Annotated in this window: 22 protein-coding genes; 1 reads left to right on the top strand and 21 read right to left on the bottom strand. The window is 28.2% G+C overall.

The window, feature by feature from the left end:
* Positions 1 to 5: 5 nt before the first annotated feature.
* The 5 genes from coaD to NG918_RS11400 all read right to left on the bottom strand — a co-directional run bounded on the left by coaD (position 6) and on the right by NG918_RS11400 (position 5,220).
* Positions 6 to 485 (bottom strand): pantetheine-phosphate adenylyltransferase, encoded by a 480-nt coding sequence (coaD, locus tag NG918_RS11420; protein WP_252212889.1) that lies wholly within the window; start codon positions 483 to 485, stop codon positions 6 to 8.
* A gap of 2 nt (positions 486 to 487) precedes the next feature.
* Positions 488 to 1,045 carry a 16S rRNA (guanine(966)-N(2))-methyltransferase RsmD gene (gene rsmD / locus NG918_RS11415; RefSeq protein WP_252212890.1) on the bottom strand — a complete coding sequence of 186 codons (558 nt, stop codon included), beginning with the start codon at positions 1,043 to 1,045 and terminating at the stop codon, positions 488 to 490.
* A gap of 62 nt (positions 1,046 to 1,107) precedes the next feature.
* Positions 1,108 to 3,141 carry an ATP-dependent DNA helicase RecG gene (gene recG / locus NG918_RS11410; RefSeq protein ID WP_252226256.1) on the bottom strand — a complete coding sequence of 678 codons (2,034 nt, stop codon included), beginning with the start codon at positions 3,139 to 3,141 and terminating at the stop codon, positions 1,108 to 1,110.
* 67 nt (positions 3,142 to 3,208) lie between these two features.
* Positions 3,209 to 4,855 (bottom strand): DAK2 domain-containing protein, encoded by a 1,647-nt coding sequence (locus NG918_RS11405; RefSeq protein WP_252212892.1) that lies wholly within the window; start codon positions 4,853 to 4,855, stop codon positions 3,209 to 3,211.
* A gap of 14 nt (positions 4,856 to 4,869) precedes the next feature.
* Complete coding sequence (locus NG918_RS11400; protein WP_012424803.1) at positions 4,870 to 5,220, bottom strand: Asp23/Gls24 family envelope stress response protein; 351 nt, start codon at positions 5,218 to 5,220, stop codon at positions 4,870 to 4,872.
* Between the two features lie 198 nt (positions 5,221 to 5,418).
* On the opposite strand from NG918_RS11400, the gene rpmB reads away from it, so the two are divergent.
* Entirely contained in the window at positions 5,419 to 5,610 is a 192-nt protein-coding gene (gene rpmB / locus NG918_RS11395) for a 50S ribosomal protein L28 (protein WP_003373388.1), read from the top strand.
* 259 nt (positions 5,611 to 5,869) lie between these two features.
* Here the strand turns inward: rpmB and NG918_RS11390 are convergent, their stop codons facing one another.
* The 16 genes from NG918_RS11390 to NG918_RS11315 all read right to left on the bottom strand — a co-directional run bounded on the left by NG918_RS11390 (position 5,870) and on the right by NG918_RS11315 (position 20,770).
* Positions 5,870 to 6,508, bottom strand: coding sequence for a thiamine diphosphokinase (locus NG918_RS11390; protein WP_252212893.1), 639 nt, complete (start codon positions 6,506 to 6,508; stop codon positions 5,870 to 5,872).
* A 7-nt stretch (positions 6,509 to 6,515) separates the two neighbouring features.
* Positions 6,516 to 7,160, bottom strand: coding sequence for a ribulose-phosphate 3-epimerase (gene rpe / locus NG918_RS11385; protein ID WP_252212894.1), 645 nt, complete (start codon positions 7,158 to 7,160; stop codon positions 6,516 to 6,518).
* The gene (rsgA, locus tag NG918_RS11380) at positions 7,154 to 8,026 is read right to left on the bottom strand and encodes a ribosome small subunit-dependent GTPase A (protein ID WP_252212895.1); all 873 of its coding nucleotides are present in this window, start codon (positions 8,024 to 8,026) and stop codon (positions 7,154 to 7,156) included. The genes rpe and rsgA overlap by 7 nt, the downstream gene beginning before the upstream one ends.
* Positions 8,027 to 8,165: 139 nt before the next feature.
* Positions 8,166 to 10,091: a Stk1 family PASTA domain-containing Ser/Thr kinase gene (pknB, locus tag NG918_RS11375; RefSeq protein WP_252212896.1), complete on the bottom strand. Its 1,926-nt coding sequence runs from the start codon at positions 10,089 to 10,091 to the stop codon at positions 8,166 to 8,168.
* Position 10,092: 1 nt separating this feature from the next.
* On the bottom strand, positions 10,093 to 10,812 hold the full coding sequence (locus NG918_RS11370) for a Stp1/IreP family PP2C-type Ser/Thr phosphatase (protein ID WP_252212897.1): 720 nt from the start codon (positions 10,810 to 10,812) through the stop codon (positions 10,093 to 10,095).
* 1 nt (position 10,813) lies between these two features.
* Positions 10,814 to 11,857 carry a dual-specificity RNA methyltransferase RlmN gene (gene rlmN / locus NG918_RS11365; RefSeq protein WP_252212898.1) on the bottom strand — a complete coding sequence of 348 codons (1,044 nt, stop codon included), beginning with the start codon at positions 11,855 to 11,857 and terminating at the stop codon, positions 10,814 to 10,816.
* Between the two features lie 14 nt (positions 11,858 to 11,871).
* Entirely contained in the window at positions 11,872 to 13,188 is a 1,317-nt protein-coding gene (rsmB, locus tag NG918_RS11360) for a 16S rRNA (cytosine(967)-C(5))-methyltransferase RsmB (protein ID WP_252212899.1), read from the bottom strand.
* A 17-nt stretch (positions 13,189 to 13,205) separates the two neighbouring features.
* Positions 13,206 to 13,883: a zinc metallopeptidase gene (locus tag NG918_RS11355; RefSeq protein ID WP_252212900.1), complete on the bottom strand. Its 678-nt coding sequence runs from the start codon at positions 13,881 to 13,883 to the stop codon at positions 13,206 to 13,208.
* 40 nt (positions 13,884 to 13,923) lie between these two features.
* Positions 13,924 to 14,853, bottom strand: coding sequence for a methionyl-tRNA formyltransferase (gene fmt, locus NG918_RS11350; RefSeq protein ID WP_252226251.1), 930 nt, complete (start codon positions 14,851 to 14,853; stop codon positions 13,924 to 13,926).
* Between the two features lie 13 nt (positions 14,854 to 14,866).
* Positions 14,867 to 15,310, bottom strand: a complete 444-nt coding sequence (def, locus tag NG918_RS11345) for a peptide deformylase (RefSeq protein WP_017352899.1) — start codon at positions 15,308 to 15,310, stop codon at positions 14,867 to 14,869.
* 12 nt (positions 15,311 to 15,322) lie between these two features.
* Entirely contained in the window at positions 15,323 to 17,524 is a 2,202-nt protein-coding gene (priA, locus tag NG918_RS11340; RefSeq protein ID WP_252226249.1) for a primosomal protein N', read from the bottom strand.
* A 63-nt stretch (positions 17,525 to 17,587) separates the two neighbouring features.
* Complete coding sequence (gene coaBC, locus NG918_RS11335; protein WP_252212903.1) at positions 17,588 to 18,766, bottom strand: bifunctional phosphopantothenoylcysteine decarboxylase/phosphopantothenate--cysteine ligase CoaBC; 1,179 nt, start codon at positions 18,764 to 18,766, stop codon at positions 17,588 to 17,590.
* 20 nt (positions 18,767 to 18,786) lie between these two features.
* Positions 18,787 to 18,987, bottom strand: coding sequence for a DNA-directed RNA polymerase subunit omega (gene rpoZ, locus NG918_RS11330; protein ID WP_252212904.1), 201 nt, complete (start codon positions 18,985 to 18,987; stop codon positions 18,787 to 18,789).
* Positions 18,968 to 19,606, bottom strand: a complete 639-nt coding sequence (gmk, locus tag NG918_RS11325; protein WP_252212905.1) for a guanylate kinase — start codon at positions 19,604 to 19,606, stop codon at positions 18,968 to 18,970. Before gmk ends, rpoZ begins: the two co-directional genes overlap by 20 nt.
* A complete protein-coding gene (remA, locus tag NG918_RS11320; RefSeq protein WP_252212906.1) occupies positions 19,606 to 19,875 on the bottom strand; it encodes an extracellular matrix/biofilm regulator RemA in 270 nt (89 codons plus the stop codon). Before remA ends, gmk begins: the two co-directional genes overlap by 1 nt.
* A gap of 13 nt (positions 19,876 to 19,888) precedes the next feature.
* Positions 19,889 to 20,770, bottom strand: a complete 882-nt coding sequence (locus NG918_RS11315; protein ID WP_252226245.1) for a YicC/YloC family endoribonuclease — start codon at positions 20,768 to 20,770, stop codon at positions 19,889 to 19,891.
* Positions 20,771 to 21,057: the final 287 nt, after the last annotated feature.

Genomic DNA, 21,057 nt, shown 5'->3' with positions numbered 1-21,057 from the left:
ACTCCTTAAATTTTACTCCTTCTAATAACATCAGATATAATTTCTTTTGGTACAAGTCCTTCAATGCATCCTCCAAACTTAGCAACTTGCTTTACTGAAGATGAACTTAAGTATGAATATTGTGCAGAAGTCATCATAAATACTGTCTCAATATTAGGATCTAATTTATTATTCATAAGTGCCATTTTAAATTCATATTCAAAGTCTGATACCGCTCTAAGTCCTTTTAAAATAACATTAGCATTATTTGCTTTCAAAAAGTCTATTAATAACCCATTAAAACTCAGAACTTCAACATTTTTTATATGCTTTGTAACCTTTTTTATAAGCTCAACTCTTTCTTCAATTTCAAAAAGTCCTTTTTTATCAACATTAACCAAAACGCCTATGATTAGTTTATCAAAAACCTTTGATCCTCTTTCAATTATGTCCAAATGACCATTTGTTATAGGATCAAAGCTTCCTGGGTAAACAGCTACCTTCATAGTTAGTCCTCCTTATACGCATAAAAACACACTGTAGTGTTACCATATTTTCTACTTCTTGTTAAAATTATATCTTCATATCCATCATAAATCTCTTCTATAGTATCAATTTTAGTTACAATTATTCCATTTTCATTTAAAACATTATTTTCTTTTATAATTTTAATAGCTTCTGGAATCATTTCTTTACAATATGGTGGATCTATAAAAATCAAGTCAAAAACTTTTCCTTGATTTGATAACTTTCTTAATGCTTCATATGAATCCATGTTCAAGGCAAAACAAAAATCATCAAATTTTAAATTTTTTATATTTTCTTTTAATAACGGAAAGGTTTCAGAACTTTTATCTATCAAATAAACTTCTTTAGCACCTCTACTAGCTGCTTCTAGTCCAAGGCTTCCTGTTCCAGCAAAAACATCTATAACATTAGAATCTGGTATATATCCTTGTATCATGCTAAACATAGCCTCTTTAACTCTATCTAACGTTGGCCTTGTTTCCATACTTGCAGGAGGTATTAATTTACGTCCTCTTGCTTTTCCTGATATTATTCTCAAAATTCTTCCTCCTTAATGGCATATATTAAGTATATTAACATATTTGTATATAATAATTCAAATTAATTAAAACAAATGTATTTACTATTGTTTTCTAAACTTTTTTTCATTTCACTTATAAGCTTAATATTTTCTTTATAATTGTTATGCAGTATATCAATTGCTTCATGTTTAGCAGCCTTTAATATACTAATGTCATCATATAGATCTGCTAAAATAAACCCTGCATCTCCACTTTGTTTTCTACCAAACATCTCACCTGATCCTCTTAGTTTCAAATCCTCTTCCGAAATAAAAAATCCATCATTTGATTCTGTCATAATCATCATTCTTTTTTTAGTTACATTGCTCTTTGCTTTAGCAATCAAAATGCAATATGATGCATACTCTCCTCTTCCAACACGCCCTCTTAATTGATGTAGTTGTGCTAATCCAAACCTCTCAGCATTTTCTATAATCATAACTGATGCATTAGGTACATTAACCCCTACCTCTATAACTGTTGTAGATATTAATACTTTAAATTCATTATTTTTAAATCTACTTATTATATCTTGTTTTTCAATTGCCTTCATTTTACCATGAAGTATTTCAACTCCTATATTTTTAAATATACCATTTTTCAACTTAGCATATAAAGTTTCTACAGAATTTAATTCTTCTTTTTCATCTTCATCAATAAGTGGACAGACTATATATACTTGCCTTCCCTTATTTATTTCTTCCAAAGCCAATTCATATCCAATACCTCTATTATTTTCTTGATAAAATCTAGTATCTATTCTCTTTCTTCCTGGAGGTAATTCATCAATTATTGAAACATCTAAATCTGAATATAAATAAAGAGCCAAAGTTCTAGGTATAGGTGTTGCTGTCATCACTAGACAATCTGCTTTCTTACCTTTATTAATAAGCTTACTTCTTTGTTCAACGCCAAATCTATGCTGCTCATCAGTTATTATAAGTCCTAATTTATTAAAAATAACATCATCTTGAAATAATGTATGAGTACCTATAAGCAACATTGGATTTTCCTGTTTTATTTTTTCTTTTATTCTTCTTTTTTCTTTTAGCGAAGTACTTCCAGTTAATATCTCAATATCTATATCAAAATTTTTGAATAATTTTTTAGATTCTTCATAATGCTGATTAGCAAGTATTTCTGTTGGTGCCATAAAAGCACATTGATATCCATTCTTTATTACATTAAATATAGAAATTAATGCAACTATAGTCTTTCCACTCCCAACATCCCCTTGAACTAATCTATTCATAGGTTTTTGAGATTTTTGATCTCTTAAAATTTCTCTAACAACTTTTGTTTGAGCATTTGTTAAAAAATACGGTATGCTATCTTTTAATGTCTTAAGTTCATCATCCCATTCAAAACATATTCCATCTTTATTCTTATTAAGCTTATGTTTTACTAATAATAATTTTAATGAATAAGTAAACAATTCTTGAAATTTTAATCTAACAATAGCTTTTTCTAATAAATCTTTATTCTCTGGAAAATGAATTGACCTTATTGCATCATTTAAAGATATAAGATTATATTTATTTAACATATCTAAAGGAAGATTTTCTTTTATACTTATTGAAGAAATAACAAGATTAATTAACTTTTCTATAATCTTATTACTTATATCTCCTTTTAGAGGATATTTAGGTAAAATGCTATTATCTAATGCTTCTTCACATACAACTGTAGGATTAGTTACTTCAAGGGTCTTACCTATTCTTTTAAATTTGCCCATTAAATTATATGTTTTGTTAATATAAAAGGTATTTTTTATATATTTTTGATTAAACCATTTTCCATAAGCTTTACATCCTTTATAGTCAAATTCTATTGTTGTTAATATTTTTCCAGTTTTGGTTTTTATATCACTTTTTATTCTTATAACTTTACATCTTAAAATTTGTTTTTCTTCACCACTTATTTCTTCCAATAATATATTAGAGTTAACAAATTCATAATCTCTTGGAAAGTATAATAAAAGATCTAAAATATTAAATATACCACATTTATTTAATTTCTCTGTTAATTTAGGACCTACACCCTTCAATGAAGAAATATCACTATATATATCCATTAAATTTTTCCTCCAAAAAAAGCACCAATTAAGGTGCTTTTCAATTATATAATATTAGTAAATTTTATTATTCTACTGACATTAAGAAGTAGTACAAAGGTTGATTTCCTTTATATGCTTGAATATCTAAATCTTCAAATTCAGTCTCTAATTCTTCTACAAATTCATTAACTTTGTCTTCTTCGATTTCTTCTCCATAATAAATAGTTATTAGTTCGCTATCATCGTCTAACATATCTTTAAGAACTTGTTTAGCAACGGAAATTTTATCTTCCCCTACTTCTTTAATTTTTCCTTCTACTAATCCTAATATATTACCTTGTTTTATTTCTTTTCCATCAATTTCAGTATCTCTAACAGCATAAGTTATTGATCCTGTCTTTACTGAATTTATAACATCATTTAACTCTTCAACATTTTCTTCTGCTTCACATTCAGGATTAAACATAGTTATACAAGCTATTCCTTGTGGAATAGTTGTTGTAGGAATTACAATTATATGCTTATCTGATATTTCTGCTGCTTGATTGGCAGCCATAATTATATTTTTATTATTTGGCATAACAAAAATATGATCTGCATTTAATTTATCTATACAATCTAATATGTCTTGAGTAGATGGGTTCATTGTTTGACCACCTTCAATAACATAATCAACACCTGAATCTTTAAATATTTTTACGATTCCATCCCCCATAGCAACTGTTATAAATGCATATTTTTTATGATCTGCTTCATCAGTTGATACCTCATCCATTGGTATATTTTCATTTGATTGTAATTCTGTTAATAACTCTCTATGTTCTTCTCTCATATTATCAATTTTAATTTTTGATAATTCTCCTATTTTTACGGCATGAGATAGGACTAAACCTGGATCATTTGTATGAATATGAACTTTAATGACATCTTCATATCCAACAACAATCATAGAATCGCCAAGTGGTTCTATTGTATTTTGAAATTCCTTTGCTTTTTTTGCATCACCAAGAATAATAAATTCAGTACAGTATCCAAATTTAATATCAATATCTTCAGTAGATTGTGCTCCTACCTTAGCTTCTGGTGAGCTTATCTTTATTTCTTGAATTTTAGCTTGTATTCCTTCTTTTAATGCTTCAAGCATACCTTGAAGTATAATATAAAGTCCCATACCACCTGAATCAACTACTTTTGCTTTCTTTAACGCTGGTAATAGCTCAGGAGTTTTATCAAGCATTATTTTAGAAGCTTTATTAACTTCCTCTAATAATGTTATTACATCTTTTGTTTCACACTCTACTGCGCATTCTGACGCTGCTCTTATTACAGAAAGTATTGTACCCTCTGTCGGTCTCATAACAGCCTTATAAGCTGCATTAGAACCCTCAAAGAACGCTACTGAAAGTTCAGTTCCGTCAACTTCTTCTTTTCCTTCTAAGCCTTTAGAAAATCCTCTAAGTATTTGTGATAAAATTACTCCAGAATTTCCTCTGGCCCCCATTAAAGCACCTTTTGCTAATTTTTTAGATATTTCTCCTATTGAATTAGAATTTATATTTTCTATTTCTTTAACTGCAGCCTTAAATGTCATTGACATATTAGTTCCAGTGTCACCATCTGGAACAGGAAATACATTCAAAGAATTTACAAATTCACTTTGTTCCAATAATCTATTACTAGCATTTACAACCATGTTATAAAAATCATGGCCATTTATTTTTTTAAATTCCATCTAATTTTAACCTCCTAGACTCTTACCGCTTGAACATTTACAGTTATTGATGAAACTTTTAATCCTGTGTAATTTTCAACGCTATAACGAACTTTTTGAATTATGTTGTTAGCTATAACCGATATTTTAGTTCCATATTCAACCATAACAAATAATTCGATTTGTAATCTATCTGTTTCTATAAGTTTTAGTTTTACACCTTTACTTAAATTTTCTACACGCATAAGTTCCCAAAAACCATCAGTAGCATTTTTAGAAACCATGCCAACAACTCCATAACATTCCATTGTTGATAACCCAACAATCTTAGCTAAGACTTCTTCAGAATAATTTATATTACCATTTTCATTTGAAAATCCAACCATAGCTATTCCTCCTAAAATACATTCCTTATTGTATATTCTATATTAGAAAGATATTTTATTCAAGAAATATATGTATAATAATCTTAATAATATCTTTTCTTTTATAAAATTAGCTTGCATATATAATATATTCTGTGTTATAATTCAATCTGTCCTATTGAAGATAATTATCTTTAGAATATAAGGAGGTGTTTTCTAGTGGCAAGAAGATGCGAAATTTGTGATAAAGGCGTTGTAGCAGGTGTACAATTCAGCCATTCACATCGTCAATCAAAGAGAACTTGGGCTCCTAACATAAAGAAAATAAAGGCTTTAGTTAATGGAACACCAAAAACTGTTCGTGTATGTACAAGATGCCTTAGATCTGGTAAGGTTCAAAGAGCAATATAGTTCAAATAAAAAATGCAATTATGATATGAATTGCATTTTTTATTTTTTACCTTTTATTTTAGAGTTGTATGTATCACTCTATTATTTTTTTCTAAAAAATTTTATTATACTAGAAAAAAACTTCGGTAACTTAATTGCTATTATTTTCATTAATAACCCTCCTGAAAATTAATATACAAAAATTTTAGATTACTATATTAGTATTCAAGAGTACTAGAAAACGTTCCTATTTTTTATATTTTATTTCAAAATTACTTTATTAATCAACAGAATGTAATATTAATACCTCACCTTTATCATATTCTATATTTATACATGTATCTAAAAATTCATTACATATTGCCCTTGGATCTAATAAATTTATATTCTTTCCATTTGGTATATTATATTTAGCCCCTGTAATTTTAAAATTTTTAACAACATCAGATAATGCGTGAAAAGAAATATTTTCACCTCTTTCACCATTTAAAACCATTTTATTTTTAGCTAAATATACTTTATTATTATTGTCTATTATTTCTAAATCTATTCCTTTTTTCTTATAGGATAAAAGTAAACCTATATTTCCTAACGTATGATCCATTCTAGTACCAGTAGCACCAAACAAATAGATTTTTTCCCCGCCTTTTTTTACAGCTTCCATTAAAGCCATCTCTGTATCTGTATAATCTTTTTCTGGCGGGAATTTTAATACCTCTTTTACTACCTTCTTTAATTCATTTAAGCTTTCTTTGCTCATTGAATCAAAATCTCCAATGAGCAAATTAGGAATAATATTATATTTAAGAAGATATTCTCCACCTTTATCAGCTGCAATTATAAAGTCAACTTTTTTAATATATTGATTTATTAAGCTTTCTGATGGTGGATTTCCCCCACTTACAATCATTACTTTCATTTTATACTTATCTCCTTAAAGCTTTTATGTTTTCTTCTATATTTCCTCCTTTAAATACTGCTGATCCAGCAACTATTACATTAGCACCTGCTTCTACAACATCACTAATATTGCTTGAATCAACTCCTCCATCTACTTGTATTAATAATGATGAATTTGAATCTTTACTCATTTCCTTCACTTCTCTAATTTTTTCTAATGAATACGGTATAAATTTTTGTCCTCCAAATCCAGGATTAACAGACATTATTAAAACCATATCTAATTGAGCTATTAAATCTTTTAAAACCATAGTTGGAGTACCTGGATTTAAAGCAATTGCCGCTTTTTTACCTTTTGATTTAATATATTGAATTGTTCTATCTATATGTCTATCTGCTTCATAGTGAACAGTTATTAAATCAGCTCCTGCTTCTATAAAGTCATCTATATATTTTGATGGATTTTCTATCATTAAATGAACATCAAAAACTTTGTCAGTTTTATTTCTTATTGATTTCATTATTGGAAATCCAAATGATATGTTAGGTACAAAAGATCCATCCATAACATCTATATGAATAAACTCTGCTCCTGCTTTATCTACTCTTTCTACGTCCTCTCCTAATTTTGAAAAATCTGCTGATAATATTGATGGTGCTATTTTTACCATTTATTTTTTTCCCCCTCTATTATTTCTTCTAATGTTTTTATATAAAATTGATATCTATACTTATTAATTTTACCATCTTCAACGTCCTCTTTTATAGCACATTTTGGTTCTTTATTGTGTAAACAGCCTCTATATTTGCAACTTTCATTATGCTCTTCAAATTCTGGAAAACAATATTTAAGATCTTCTTTATTCATAAGATCTTTTATTTCTAGGGTTGAAAATCCAGGAGTATCAACTATATATCCATTTGAAACTTCTATAAGTTCACTATGTCTTGTAGTATGTTTACCTCTTCCTATTTTCTCACTTACAATTCCAGTAAGCATATGTTCTTTATCTGTAAGCTTATTTATCAATGTAGATTTACCTGCTCCAGACGGGCCGCATAGTACTGTTATATTGCCATTAATTTTTTCTTTAAGTATATCTGTTCCTAATCCTTCTTTTGCATTTATGTACAAAACTTCATATCCTATATCGTTAATTCTTTTTTTAACATTTTCTCTTTCTTCTTCTGAAACTAAATCTACTTTATTTAAACAAACAATTGCCTCTATATGATTATACTCACATAACACTAAAAATTTATTTAATAAATCAAAATTTATATCAGGACTTTTAATTGCAAATACCACAAAAGCTAATGAAATATTAGCTACAGCTGGTCTAAGTAATTCAGAACTTCTTTTTTCTATAGATTCAATAACGCCCTTACCATTTTCAACCTGTATTACTACATTGTCTCCAACCATCGGTTTAACATCTTTGTGTCTAAACTTTCCTCGAGCTTTACATTCTATTAAATTTTCTTCCACTTTTACATAATAAAATCCAGCTATACCTTTTATTATTTTTCCTTTCATACATTCCTCCATAATTAAATTTCCTATCTAATATAATAAACAAAATCATATTAAAAATGCAACTTATTTTTTAAATAAATAAACTATAAAAAACCATCTTAAAAAGTAAATTGAATTACTTTTTAAGACAGTCTCTTAATTATTCTACCTTTGGCGCTTTTGCACTTGGATGTTTTGCAGTTGCATCAACATTGCCTCCACCCTCATCAACAGGTGGTTTGGTAGGTGTTTCTGTGTCTCCAGGATTTGTAGGTACTTGATTGTTATTGTTATTGTTATTTTCATTATTGTTATTATTTCCATTATTGTTGTTATTGTTATCCCCTGGATTTGGAGTAGGTGCTACAGGCGCTACATACTTACCTACTGTTATAGTAACTGAAGTCCATTGTTCTACCTTACTTCCCTCTATAGATTGTGATAATACTTTTCCATTCTTAGATTCATCATTTGTTTCTTTTTCTACAATAGAAATCTTTAATTTTGCATTATCTAATCTATTCTTTGCATCATCTAATGTTAATCCAATAACATTAGGTACAGTTGAAAGTCTAACTTGTGCACCTTTACTTACTACTACACTTATTTTTGTTGTAGTATCTATTTCTGTATTTTTTGAAGGAGTTTGACTTATTATTTGTCCCTTTGGTACATCATCACTATACTCCTCAGTAACATTATCTATTTTTAAGTTAAGTGATTGTAATATTTTATTTGCAGTATCAGTATCTTCTTCACGTAAATCAGGCATTTTTACTTTTGATTGACCAGAACTTAAAATTACCCTAATTTTACTTTTTGCCTTTACAGAACTTCCAGCCTTAGGATCACTTTTAATAATAGTACCTTCTGGTTCATCACTCTTTTCTGAACCAGCATCAACTAAAGTTAATTCCATTCCTTCAAGCTTAGATTTAGCTTCATCCAAAGTCATTCCAATTATATTAGGTAATTCTACCTCTTTGTTTGATCCTGAAGAAAACAATGTAAATATTCCTACACATAATAATATTAAGAATATTCCGCCTCCAACGCCTAATAAAATCTTTTTAGTTTTCTTACCATTAAATTTCTTTTCTTTAAAATCATCATCGTCATCATAATCATCATAGTCATCATCATAATCATAATCGGCATCATCATTTGTTGATACAGCTTTAATTGGTGATTGTTTTGCTATTTCTTCTGTAACTGCTGACATTATTATAGTATGTTGATCATCACAAACTTGATCTATAATAGCATTAGGATTTTCTTTTATCTTTTCAAGGTCTTTTATAACTTCTTGTGCAGTTTGATATCTTTTATTAGGCTCTTTTTCCATACATTTTAAGATAAGCTTATTTAAACTATCAGGAATTCTAGTGTTTATATTCTTAGGTGGTACAACTTGTTCCTGTAAATGCTTTAATGCAATAGTTACTGCTGTATCTGCTTCAAAAGGTAATGTTCCTGTAACCATTTCGTATAAAACTACTCCTAGTGAGTATAAATCTGTTCTATAGTCAATAAATCCACCTTTTGCTTGTTCTGGAGAAAGATAGTGAGCCGACCCCATTATAGTACTAGTATTAGTAATAGTTGAAGAGGATGTAGATTTAGCAATTCCAAAATCAGTAACTTTAATTACTCCATTATCTGCTACTAAAATATTTTGTGGCTTTACGTCTCTATGAATTATTTTATTTCTATGAGCACAGTCTAAAGCTTTCGCTACTTGAATTGCTGAAACTATTGCTGACTCATAATTCATTTTACCTGTCTTTTGAATAATTTCTTTTAAGGTTTTTCCATCAACTAATTCCATAACAATATAGTTTATATCATCTTGTGTACCCACATCTAATATATTTACTATATTGCTATCATTTAATTTAGCAATAGCTGTTGCTTCTCCCTTAAACTTTTCAACTATTTCTTCATTATCGCAAAATTCTTTTTTAAGAATTTTAACTGCTACAAATCTATTTAATTTATTACATCTTGCTTTAAAAACTTCAGACATGCCACCTTCGCCTATTTTTTCAAGCAATTCATATCTATTTCCTAGTATCACACCATTCATACTACATCTCTCCTCCAAACAACAATACAGTTATGTTATCTCTTCCACCTTTTTCTTTGGCTAAACTCACTAATTCGTTAGCTGCACTTATATAATCATTTTCCACCTTAATTATATTTAATATTTCATAATTTGTTAATTCATTTGTTAACCCATCTGAACATAATAAATATTTATCATATTTAGAATTTTCTAATGTAAAAACATCAACTTTTACATTTTCACTAGTTCCTAATGCTCTTGTTATTATATTTTTCTTAGGATGATTCAATGCATCTTTTTCCGTTATGCTTCCACAATCAATTAGCTCTTGTACTAATGAATGATCTTTGGTTATTTTAACAATTTCATTGTTCTTTATAGCTAAACATGAACTATCACCAACATTTGCAATGTGAATAAAATTTTTAGTTATTAAACAAGCTGTTACAGTAGTTCCCATTCCATTTAAGCTTTCATTACTTTTAGAATATTTAAAAACTACCTTGTTAGAGACTTTAATAGCATCTTCTATTAAAGTATCCTTTTCTGCGGAATTAAAATTTTTTTCTACATATTTTACAATATGTTCAGCAGCCATTTTGCTTGCTACTTCTCCAGCATTATGTCCACCCATCCCATCTGCAACAACATATAGTTTAAACTCATCTTTTTCTAAATAAATTGCAAAATCTTCATTTAAAACTCTTCTTAATCCTACATCACTAACTAATCCAACCATTTTATTCCCCCCTTGTTTCTTGGGTCTTTATATAACTTCTCCTAAGTTGTCCACAAGCTGCATTAATATCGCTTCCCATTTCACGTCTAACAGTTACTTCTATTCCTAAATTACTTAATATGTTTGCAAAATCTTGTATTGTTTCTTTAGATGATTTCTTAAATGTACGTTCTTTTATTTCATTTACAGGTATTAAGTTAACATGACAAAGCATTCCCTTTAACAATTTACCTAAAGCTCTTGCATCTTCTTTAGAATCATTAATATCCTTAACTAGCGAATACTCAAAAGTTATTCTTCTTTTAGTCTTATTTATAAAATACTTACACGCATTTAAAATTTCATCAATACTATATTTATTAGCTATTGGCATAATCTCTTTTCTTTTTTCATCACTAAATGCATGTAATGAAATAGCAAGAGTTATGCTAAGTTCTTTATCTGCAAGTTCATATATCTTAGGTACAATACCACAAGTAGATAATGTTATATGTCTTTGGCCTATATTTAGTCCATACTCTGCAGAAACTACGTCTAAAAATTTTATTACATTCTCATAATTATCTAATGGTTCACCACTCCCCATTAAGACAACATTTGAAATTCTCTCACCTATATGATTTTGAACCACTAATATTTGAGATAATATTTCACCTGTAGTTAAATTTCTAATTCTACCATCTATTGTTGAAGCACAAAATTTACATCCCATCCTACAACCCACTTGAGTAGATATACATATAGAATTTCCATGCTTATATCTCATTAAAACACTCTCTATTAAATTTCCATCAGAAAACTTAAATAAAAACTTTTCTGTACCATCAAGTTCTGATTTATATATTTGCTCAATTTCTGGCAGTACTATTTCAAAATTTTCTTCAAGCTTTTTTATTAAAGATTTAGGCATATTTCTCATATCATTAAAATTTCTAACATTTTTGTATATCCAAGACATAATTTGCTTAGCTCTAAAAGAACTTTCATTGTTTTCTTTCATCCATAATGTTAGTTCTTCTAAAGTATAATCTAATATGTTTTTCATTTATTCACCTACTATTATTGCTTTTCTAGTTTTGCAACAAAGAATCCATCCATTTTTGCATTTGGAAGTATTGTTAATGTACCATTTTTATTGTAAATTAAGTTATCTTCTTTTCCTATGAATATAGTTTTTAATTTACAATCTTTATGAGTATTTAAGAACCATTCTATATTTTCTTCATTTTCTTCTTTATTAAGAGTGCAAGTTGAATATATCATAATTCCACCATTTTTTAAGTATTCCCATGCATTATTCATTATTTCTCTTTGAACAGGAATTATTTCTCTTAAATTTTCTCTTGTTTTATTCCATTTTATTTCAGGTTTCTTTCTTATTATACCTAAGCCTGAACATGGAACATCTATAAGTACTCTATCAGCATATGAAATTAATTCTGCATTTAGTTTTGTTGCATCACCTAATTCAATTTTCACATTATTTAAATCAAGTCTTTCACAATTTTCTTTTATTAAACCAAGCTTAGATTCATGTACATCAAATGCTCTAACTTCGCCTGTGTTTTGTAATAATTCAGCTATATGAGTTGTTTTTCCTCCTGGAGCACTACATAAGTCTAACACTTTCATATCATTTTCTAATTCAAGTAAAGGTGCAACTAACATAGCACTTTCATCTTGAACAGTAATTTCACCATCTTTGAATAATGGATTTTCTTGTATTGAACTTCCACCTTTTATTAATATAGCTTCTGGACACATAAATCCTTCTTCAACACAATATTCCATCTCTTCTAATTTTTCAAATACTTCATCATACTCGCACTTAGTATCATTAACTCTAACAGTTGTTTGTGGAATTTGATTTAAACCAACCATTATTTTTTTAGCAAGATCTTCCCCATATTGTTTAATTAGAAGTCTTATCATCCATGGTTCAAAAGAAAATTTATATGCATACTCATTTATTTTATTTCCATTAATAGTTATATCATCTGGATCTTTTGAGAAGTTTCTAAGGATACCATTTACAAGTTTGCCTGCTTCTGGTGATACTTTTTTTGCTTCATCAACAGCTTCATTACACGCTGCATATGTTGGTACCTTATCTAAGAATGTCATTTGATATATAGCTACTCTTAAAATATTTAGTACTTCATGATCCATAAGTTTTATATCTCTTACAAAATTAGCTATTATAAGATCTAATGTCTTCTTTCTTCTTAAAACACCATAAACTATTTCTGTTAATAATGCTCTATCTCTTTCTTCTAAGTTTGCTTCGTTTAGTTCATTTGAAAGAATAATATTTGAATATGCTCCTTCATCAATAACTCTTTTTAATATTTTTACTGCTAAATTTCTACAATTCATACGCTACCTCTTTTTTCCTAATCTCTATCGCTTATCGCAATAAGTCTAATTAATTGTGATATTGCCATTAATGCTGCTGCTACATAAGTCATTGCTGCTGCATCTAAAACCTTTGCTGCGCCTTTTACTTCATCACCATATAAAATATTTCTTGATTTTAATATATTTAACGCTCTACTTGAAGCATTAAATTCAACTGGTAATGTTATTAATTGGAATATTACCGCCGCAGAAAATAGTATTATTCCTAAGGTTACTAAACTTTTTAATCCCATCAGTATTCCTGCAAAAAACAATATCCATGAAAAATTGGAACTAATATTTACAGCAGGAACTATTGAATTTCTTATTATTAAAGGTTTATAAGCTTCTTTATGCTGGATTGCATGACCTACTTCATGGGCTGCAATACCTGCTGCTGATATTGTCTGACCTCTATATACTTCTGGAGATAATCTTAAAACTCTATTTGATGGGTCATAATGATCTCCTAGTTTTGTATTTACTAGTTCAATTCTTATATCATAAAGTCCTGCTTCATCTAACATCATTCTTGCAATTTGCTCTCCAGTGTATCCATTCATAGCACTTACTTTACTATATTTACTATAAGCTGAATTAACTTTTGTTTGTGCCCAAAAAGCTATTATTATTGCAGGAACTAATATAATCATCGTTGGATCAAAATAAAACATAAGCTTTCCTCCTATTCTCTAAATTATACCTTTTTATATGTTATTCACCTAATATTATATCCTTATCTATACTATGACCATTTATATACTGCTCTATAGTAAGTGGTTTTCCATTAGGGAATTGTACCTTTTCAATTATTAATACATTTTTGCCACATGCAACCTTAACACCATCTTTGTTAACTTCTATTATTGTGCCTGGCTTATTAGAAACTTCTTTATATAAAACTTTTGTTTTATATAATTTCATTCTTTCGCCTTTATATTCAGTGTAAGCAATAGGCCAAGGATTTAAACCTCTAACAAGATTATGAATATCATAAGCATCCTCATTCCAATTTATATGTGCTAATTCTTTATCAAGCATTTTAGCATAGAAAGTTTCTCCTTCTTGCTTTACAGGCTTTATACTTCCATTACATAATCCTTCTATTGTTTTTAGTAAAAGTTCTCCACCACTTATCATTAAAATATCATGTAATTCTCCAGTTGTCATATCTTCATGGATTTCAACTTCTTCTTTTAATAACATGTCACCTGTATCTAAACCTACATCCATCAACATAGTAGTATTTCCCGATTTTTTTTCACCTTTTATTATAACCCAATTTAATGGTGCTGCCCCTCTATACATAGGCAATAATGAAGCATGTAAATTTATACAACCATATTTAGGTATATCTAATACTTCTTTAGTTAATATTTGACCAAATGCAACTACTATAATAAAATCAGGATTTATTTCTTTTAATTTTTCAATTATTTCTTTATCATCCTTTAATTTTATTGGTTGATACACAGGTATATCATGCTTTAAAGCTTCTTCTTTAACTTGAGAATATGCAAGCTTTTTTCCTCTTCCTTTTGGTTTATCTGGTTGAGTAAGAACTGCCTTAACTTCATGTTCTTCTACTAATTTTTTTAAAGATGGAACTGCAAATTCTGGTGTTCCCATAAATACTATTTTCATTTATTAAGGCCTCCTATTTTTTAGTAGTTCTGTCGATAAATAGAGTTCCATTTAAGTGATCATATTCATGTAAAATAGCTCTTGCTAAAAGTTCTTCAGCTTCTATTTCAAACTCTTCTCCCTTTTCATTTAAAGCTCTAGCTTTAACATAATTAGGTCTCATAACAGGTTCTGTTTTACCTGGTAAACTTAAACAACCTTCTTCATCAACTTGTTTTCCATCAGTATCTAATATTTCAGGATTTATAAATACTAAAGGACCTTCTCCAATATCTACAATAAATAATCTCTTTAATATTCCAACTTGTGGTGCTGCAAGACCTACTCCATCTGCATCATACATTGTTTCAAGCATATCTTTAATTAGTGTTACTAATCTTTCATCTATTTTTTCAACTTCTCTACATTTTTTTCTTAAAACAGAATCTCCATATTTTCTTATATTTCTTAATGCCATCTAAAATTCCCCCTATGTCATATTATTAGGATTTATATCAATACTAATCCTTATTTCATTATATACACTCTTATTTAATAGATAAAGTGTATCTTTTACTTTTTTACTAAATTCATCACTAAAATTACCTTTTATTATTATCTGCCATCTATATTTATCCTTTAACTTGGTAATTATACAAGGCACTGGACCTAACAATATAAGCCCCGTTCCTATTATTAACTTTTCCAATTCCTTCTGTAAATTATACATAAATATTTTCAATTTTTCCTGAAATTTAGAAGTTCCATTAATTATTAATATCTTTGTGAAAGGTGGATTATCCATAAGACTTCTAAATCTAATTTCTTCCTCAAAGAAAGACTTATAGTCACCATTTTTAGCATGTATTAAACTATAGTGATTAGGAGTATATGTTTGAACTATTACTAATCCATCCTTTTCTCCTCTTCCTGCTCTTCCTGCTACTTGAGTTATAATTTGAAAAGTTCTTTCTCCACATCTATAATCTGGAATATTTATAGAAATATCAGCTGCTAATACTCCAACCAGTGTTACATTTGGAAAATCCAATCCTTTGGCAATCATTTGAGTACCAATTAAAATATCTCCCTCTCCATTTTTAAATGAATTATATATAGATTCATGTGAATTTTTATGTCTAGTAGTATCAACATCCATTCTCAATACTCTAGCTTTGGGAAAATATTTTTTCACTTCTGTTTCTACTCTCTCAGTACCTGCACCAAAATACTTCACATATTTACTTTTACATTTTGGACATATTTTTTGTTCTCTTTCTGCTCTTCCGCAATAATGACATATCAAATATCCATTTTTATGATAAGTCATTGAAACATCACATTCTGGACATTTAAAAACATATCCACAACTTCTGCAAGAAATAAAAGTTGACATTCCCCTCCTATTTAAAAACAAAATAGTTTGATTTTTATTTTTAAGATTTTTATCAATTTCATTATAGAGAGCCTTACTAAATAAAGATAAATTATTTGATTTTAATTCTTCTCGCATATCTATTATATCAAACTTTGGCATATCTTTTTTATTCACTCTTTTATTCATCTCTATCAGCTTATATTTACCTTCCAAAGCTTTATAATAACTTTGAATACTTGGAGTAGCAGAACCTAATATAAGCTTACATCCTTGCATTTCAGTAATGAATTCTGCAACTTCAATAGTGTTATACTTAGGATTTTGTTCTGATTTATAAGTTGTTTCATGCTCTTCATCTATTATAATTAACCCCAAATTTTGCATTGGTAAAAAAAGAGCACTTCTAGCTCCTATAACTAGTTTAGATTTACCTTCTTTTATTCTAAACCATTCATCAAATCTTTCTCCCTCAGAAAGTCTACTATGAAAAAGAGAAATATTGCTTCCGAATCTTCCTTTAAATCTTTCAATCATTTGAGGCGTTAATGCAATTTCTGGCACCAATATTATACATCCCTTGTCTTGCTTTAACATATCTGCTACTAAATGCATATAAACTTCCGTTTTTCCTGAACCAGTTACTCCTTTTATGAGGTATTTTTTTTCATTTCCATTTACAATGGTATCAAAAGCTTTTTGTTGTTCTAATGTTAATGTTTTAGAAGAATATTCAGAATAACTTTTAATATTATATCTAAAAACTACTTGCTCTTCACATTTCAAAATTCCTGCTTCTATTAATTTATTTAAAGAATAACTTGAAAATCCATTGTCTTTTGTTATTTCACTTTTGGTAAATGAGCCCTCATTTTGTGATATAAATTCATACAACTTTATATAATTATCTTTTTTAAATTTTTCATCTTCCAATTGTTTGTCTGTGTATATCACACGTCTTTTTTTATTCTTTAAACCTTTCATAATTCCAACAGGTATTAAAAGTCTTATTCCATCTATATATTTACAAAGATATTTATTTCTCAAAAAATTAATAAGATCAATATCTGCTTTTGTTAAAATAGGATAGTCTTCACAAACATCTACAATATATTTAATCCTGTATTTAAATTCCAACTCTTCAGTTAAAATTTTAAATACAAAGCCATCAACATTTCTATTTCCTTTTCCAAAAGGAACTTTTACTCTATATCCAATACCAACTTTATCAATGAATTCATCTGATATTTTATATGTAAATGGTCTATCTACTTCATTTGCATCACTATTTATAATTATTTCAGCATAAATGCTCATATAAATTCACCCTTTTTAAGATACCTTATTAACATATACTTGTATAATAAGAAGAAAGCGCATTTAGCGCTTTCCAATAATATCAAATAATTTGCTAGCAATCTCATTTTTGCTTGTTTTATCTATTGGGATCTCTTCATCTTTATTAGATAAAATAATTACTCTATTATCTTCAGAAGCAAAACCAGTATCTTCACTTGTTATATCATTTGCAACTATATAATCCAAATTTTTACTTATAAGCTTTTTTTTAGCATTTTCTTTTAAATTTTGACTTTCAGCAGCAAACCCAACTAAAATTTGATTTTTCTTTTTGCGTCCTAGTTCCATAAGAATATCATTATCTCTAGTGAAAGCTAATTCTAAATCTCCATCACCTTTTTTTATCTTCTGACTACTATATTCTTTTGCTTTATAATCAGCTACAGCAGCTGATTTTACAACTACATCAGAATTATCAAAATACTTGTTTATTTCTTCTTTCATTTCACTATTAGTAGAAACTCTAATAAAATTAATATTTGTTGGTATTTCTAATGAAGTTGGACCAGAAATCAATGTAACATTAGCACCTCTATCTCTGGCTTCTTTAGCTATCGCATATCCCATTTTCCCAGTTGATCTATTAGTTATATATCTAACTGGATCTATTGGTGATATTGTAGGACCTGCTGTAACTAAAACATTTTTATTAGCTAAATCTTTTTTAGTAAATTGTGATATCACTCTATCTACAATTACTTTTGGATCTTCAAGTTTTCCTTTTCCTATGTCTCCACAAGCAAGTCTACCACATGCTGGTTCTATAAATTCATATCCTAAACTCTTAAGTTTTTCTATATTTCCTTGAACTATTGGATTTTCATACATATTAGTATTCATGGCTGGTGCAAAAATTACTTTTGCTTTAGTTGCCATGATAGTTGTTGATAACATATCATCAGCTATTCCATTTGCAACTTTGCCAATTATATTAGCTGTTGCTGGTGCTACTAAAAAAACATCTGCTTTCTCAGCTAAACTTATATGCTGAATTTCCCATGCTTTTGGTTCAGAAAACATATCATATATAACCATATTTTGACTAAGTGATTGAAATGAAAGTGGAGTAACAAATTCAGTAGCTGATTTTGTCATTATTACTCTAACTTCAACATCTTGCTTTCTAAGTAAGCTTACTACTTCTAAAGCTTTATAAACAGCTATTCCTCCGCTTACGCCTAATACCACACACTTTTTCATAATACTCAAATCCCTTTATATTATTCTTGATATTTTACAACATCTTCATTTACTTCATTAATTGCAATTGTTAGTGGTTTGTGAGAATCTACTTTAACTAATGGTTCTGCACCTTCAATTATTTCTCTAGCTCTTTTTGATGTTAAAATTACTAAAGAATATCTGTCCCCCACCTTTGTTAATAAGTCTACTATTGATGGATTAATCATAGAGTTGTTCATGTATTAAGTCCTCCTTTGAATCTAATATACTATGTTTTAACCTATCTACCCTACATTTTTCAGCTAATATTACTGCTTCTAACTTTTCTACTGCAACGTTAACTTCATCATTAACTACTGCATAATTATATTTAGAAACAAAATTTATTTCTTTATAGGCAGATTTAAATCTCTTCATAAGAGATTCCGGGGTTTCACTTCCCCTTTTAATAATTCTTTGTTTTAATTCTTCCATAGAAGGTGGTAATATAAATATAAATACACCTTCTTCTGTATTTTCTTTTACTTTTAATGCACCTTGTATATCTATTTCTAAAATTACATCTCTACCACTATCTAACATTTTATCAACATTTGATTTAGGTGTTCCATAGTAATTTCCATATACTTCTGCATGTTCTAAAAAGTCATTCTTTTCTATTCTTGTTATAAAATCCTCTTTAGATAAAAAATGATAATTAATACCATCTACTTCACCATTTCTTGGTGATCTAGTTGTTGCTGAAACTGATAATAATAAATTATCGTTTTTTTCAAGTAACTCTTTGCATATCGTACCTTTTCCTGCACCTGATGGTCCCGATATAACAATTAACAGACCTCTTTTTTTATCATTCATTATTCATCGACCTCTTCAACAACTTCATCTTTAGTAGATAGTCTATGAGCAACTGTTTCAGGTTGTACTGCTGATAATATAACATGATCACTATCTGTTATTATTACAGCTCTTGTTCTTCTTCCGTATGTCGCATCTATTAACATACCTCTATCTCTTGCTTCTTGAATTATCCTTTTTATTGGTGCTGATTCAGGACTTACGATAGCAACTAATCTATTAGCAGAAACTATATTACCAAAACCTATGTTTATTAATTTTATTCCCATATTTTTCCTCCTATTATTCTATATTCTGTACTTGCTCTCTTATCTTCTCTATAGTATTTTTTATATCTATAACTTTATTTGTCATACAAATATCTACTGCTTTAGATCCAATAGTATTGGCTTCTCTATTCATTTCTTGAATTATAAAATCTAATTTTCTTCCTATTGGTTCTTCTAATCCTAACGTTTGTCTAACTTGATTTAAGTGACTTTTAAGTCTTACAATTTCTTCATCAACAGCCGCTTTATCAGATAAAATTGCAATCTCTTGAGCAATTCTTGATTCATCTAAATCTATATCAGTTAATAATTCAGATAATCTCTCTTCAAGTTTTTGTTTATAATTTTTAGGAATTTCATCTGCTAATTTTTCTATTTCTATTACAAATTTTTCTATTGTATCTATTTTCATTAAAATATCATTTTTTAACTTTTCCCCTTCTCTTATTCTCATATCATTCATTAAATCAATAGAATTTTCTATCAAAGGCAATAGTTCTTTTAATATTTCTTCTAAATTTTCTTCTTTTTCAACTAAAGTTAGTACATCAGGCAATCTTGATATCTTAGTAGTTGTTATATCATCTACTAAATCTAATTCTTCCTGTATTAACTTCAAGCAATCATAGTATTTTTTAGCCAACTTAATATCAACTGTAGGCTCTATATTTTCTTTTGAATAGCTTTTATAGTTTATAAAAACGTCCACTTTACCCCTATTTAGTTTACTATTAATTAGTCCTCTAATCTTTTCTTCTAGAGATAGCATAGTTTTAGGCATTCTAATATTAATATCTAAGTATCTATGATTTACGCTCTTCATTTCAACTGAAAAAACCATGCCACTATTTTTATCACTTTGAGCACGCCCAAAACTTGTCATGCTTTTAACCATTTTAGCACACCTCCTTCATTTATAAGAAGTAATTCTTTAATTATAATAATTAATTTGCTATGTTAAGTCAACTCTTTGTTCATATTTTATTCATAATTATTTTTTTATTTATTTATAAATAAATAAAGCATGTATCTAATGTTCAATAGTAAACATTAGATACATACTTTTAATTATCCCTTTAAAACTTTAATCCATAGCTGAAAGTTCGCTTTATTTTAAAATAAGGCTCTGTTTAAAATGTGTGTTGATATATGCAATAGGTGAAGTGGCATTGTAATTGGACT

Source organism: Clostridium sp. ZBS2, from assembly GCF_023845855.1.
Taxonomy (GTDB): Bacteria; Bacillota; Clostridia; order Clostridiales; family Clostridiaceae; genus Clostridium; species Clostridium aquiflavi.
This window is presented reverse-complemented; position numbering and strand designations above follow the sequence as displayed.

What these genes read in the sequence shown, in the direction of transcription:
- coaD (WP_252212889.1), bottom strand. Translation starts at nt 485, where the DNA reads ATGAAGGTAGCTGTTTACCCAGGAAGCTTTGATCCTATAACAAATGGT.
- recG (WP_252226256.1), bottom strand. Translation starts at nt 3,141, where the DNA reads ATGGATATATATAGTGATATTTCTTCATTGAAGGGTGTAGGTCCTAAA.
- NG918_RS11405 (WP_252212892.1), bottom strand. Translation starts at nt 4,855, where the DNA reads ATGGAATTTAAAAAAATAAATGGCCATGATTTTTATAACATGGTTGTA.
- NG918_RS11400 (WP_012424803.1), bottom strand. Translation starts at nt 5,220, where the DNA reads ATGGTTGGATTTTCAAATGAAAATGGTAATATAAATTATTCTGAAGAA.
- NG918_RS11390 (WP_252212893.1), bottom strand. Translation starts at nt 6,508, where the DNA reads ATGAAAGTAATGATTGTAAGTGGGGGAAATCCACCATCAGAAAGCTTA.
- rpe (WP_252212894.1), bottom strand. Translation starts at nt 7,160, where the DNA reads ATGGTAAAAATAGCACCATCAATATTATCAGCAGATTTTTCAAAATTA.
- rsgA (WP_252212895.1), bottom strand. Translation starts at nt 8,026, where the DNA reads ATGAAAGGAAAAATAATAAAAGGTATAGCTGGATTTTATTATGTAAAA.
- pknB (WP_252212896.1), bottom strand. Translation starts at nt 10,091, where the DNA reads ATGAATGGTGTGATACTAGGAAATAGATATGAATTGCTTGAAAAAATA.
- NG918_RS11370 (WP_252212897.1), bottom strand. Translation starts at nt 10,812, where the DNA reads ATGGTTGGATTAGTTAGTGATGTAGGATTAAGAAGAGTTTTAAATGAA.
- rlmN (WP_252212898.1), bottom strand. Translation starts at nt 11,857, where the DNA reads ATGAAAAACATATTAGATTATACTTTAGAAGAACTAACATTATGGATG.
- rsmB (WP_252212899.1), bottom strand. Translation starts at nt 13,188, where the DNA reads ATGAATTGTAGAAATTTAGCAGTAAAAATATTAAAAAGAGTTATTGAT.
- NG918_RS11355 (WP_252212900.1), bottom strand. Translation starts at nt 13,883, where the DNA reads ATGTTTTATTTTGATCCAACGATGATTATATTAGTTCCTGCAATAATA.
- fmt (WP_252226251.1), bottom strand. Translation starts at nt 14,853, where the DNA reads ATGAAAATAGTATTTATGGGAACACCAGAATTTGCAGTTCCATCTTTA.
- def (WP_017352899.1), bottom strand. Translation starts at nt 15,310, where the DNA reads ATGGCATTAAGAAATATAAGAAAATATGGAGATTCTGTTTTAAGAAAA.
- priA (WP_252226249.1), bottom strand. Translation starts at nt 17,524, where the DNA reads ATGAGCATTTATGCTGAAATAATTATAAATAGTGATGCAAATGAAGTA.
- coaBC (WP_252212903.1), bottom strand. Translation starts at nt 18,766, where the DNA reads ATGAAAAAGTGTGTGGTATTAGGCGTAAGCGGAGGAATAGCTGTTTAT.
- rpoZ (WP_252212904.1), bottom strand. Translation starts at nt 18,987, where the DNA reads ATGAACAACTCTATGATTAATCCATCAATAGTAGACTTATTAACAAAG.
- gmk (WP_252212905.1), bottom strand. Translation starts at nt 19,606, where the DNA reads ATGAATGATAAAAAAAGAGGTCTGTTAATTGTTATATCGGGACCATCA.
- remA (WP_252212906.1), bottom strand. Translation starts at nt 19,875, where the DNA reads ATGGGAATAAAATTAATAAACATAGGTTTTGGTAATATAGTTTCTGCT.
- NG918_RS11315 (WP_252226245.1), bottom strand. Translation starts at nt 20,770, where the DNA reads ATGGTTAAAAGCATGACAAGTTTTGGGCGTGCTCAAAGTGATAAAAAT.